The sequence below is a fragment of the Colwellia sp. BRX10-1 genome (assembly GCF_014077545.1).
Classification (GTDB): domain Bacteria; phylum Pseudomonadota; class Gammaproteobacteria; order Enterobacterales; family Alteromonadaceae; genus Colwellia_A.
In genome coordinates, this window is sequence record NZ_JACGWC010000075.1 from 1 (window position 1) to 1,101 (window position 1,101).

At 34.2% G+C, this 1,101-nt stretch carries 2 protein-coding genes; both read right to left on the reverse strand.

Annotated features, from left to right (window positions below):
* Positions 1-212: 212 nt before the first annotated feature.
* Complete coding sequence (locus H4J75_RS19585; protein WP_182223054.1) at positions 213-395, reverse strand: hypothetical protein; 183 nt, start codon at positions 393-395, stop codon at positions 213-215.
* A gap of 210 nt (positions 396-605) precedes the next feature.
* Positions 606-977: a hypothetical protein gene (locus H4J75_RS19590; protein ID WP_182223055.1), complete on the reverse strand. Its 372-nt coding sequence runs from the start codon at positions 975-977 to the stop codon at positions 606-608.
* Between the last annotated feature and the right edge of the window lie 124 nt (positions 978-1,101).

A 1,101-nucleotide genomic window follows, 5' to 3' on the forward strand; every position in this document is an offset into this window, starting at 1 on the left:
GTCCAATCTCAAACCTTAAGCCGATAGGCCAATTATAAAAAAGAGGTTTTTGTAATTTTAATCCTGAAAAGTGTTCTTCAAAATATTGATTCATAGCTTTCTGCTAACTTAGTGAATATAACGCCTTGCTAAGCGGAAAATAATGGTTGGCTATAATCGCGAAGCGATGGCCAACTGTTATTTTTCCGTTTGAGCAACTTGTTAGCTGTAGATTAATTACGAGGGTATTCGTTACATTGCTGCTTTTTACCAAAAACACCAAACCAAAATGTAAGCTCTAAAGCCACACCTAAAGCAACAAAGATAGCTATACCTTGAGAAAATCCATAGCCATACGAAATAAGAGCAGCTAATAATAAACCCGCCAAAATTATCCATTTGTGTAATATTTTCATAAATCCCTCTTATTAAAACAATTAAGTACCAATTAAATATATGTGCAGAACATTTTTTGAGCAAAGGTAAGTCTGTAACATTATGTAATCACAACAGTACGACAATACAGCTAACGCCAAGTTAAGCGGCAAAAAATTGTTGGCTAAAATTGTGAACGGAGTGAAACAGCCAACTGTTTTTTGTCCGTTTGAACGTCTTGTTATATGCCTTTACCAACCAGTAAAATCGTAAATTGTGCCATTATTTAACATGAAATTTTCTATATCTTGCTGTGGAGTTATACCATAACCTCTCGCTTTCCAAGACAACAATCCCATATTTAACTCATTCACACTCATTAAGGAATAAAAGCTTTTACCAGGACTAAGTGAAGCAGATACGATAATCATACGATGTCCATTTTTACTATAAAATGACGACACTAAAGGTTTAGTTGCGATTATATTATTAGTTTTATTTATAGATTCGGTCTCTAAAAATAAAAACTCAAAATATTTTACAGCAACATCTTCTTTTTGGTCTGCAAAACAAGAAAATGAAATAACAAAAATGACAGCAATGTATAAAAGTTTCATAGGCATATAACGCCTTGCTAAGCGGCGCAAAATAGTTGGCTAAAATGCGAGGAACGAAGCGCAGCCAACTGTTATGCGTCCGTTTGAGCAACTTGTTATATGTGATTTACCACAAAAAAGGCCCGTATGT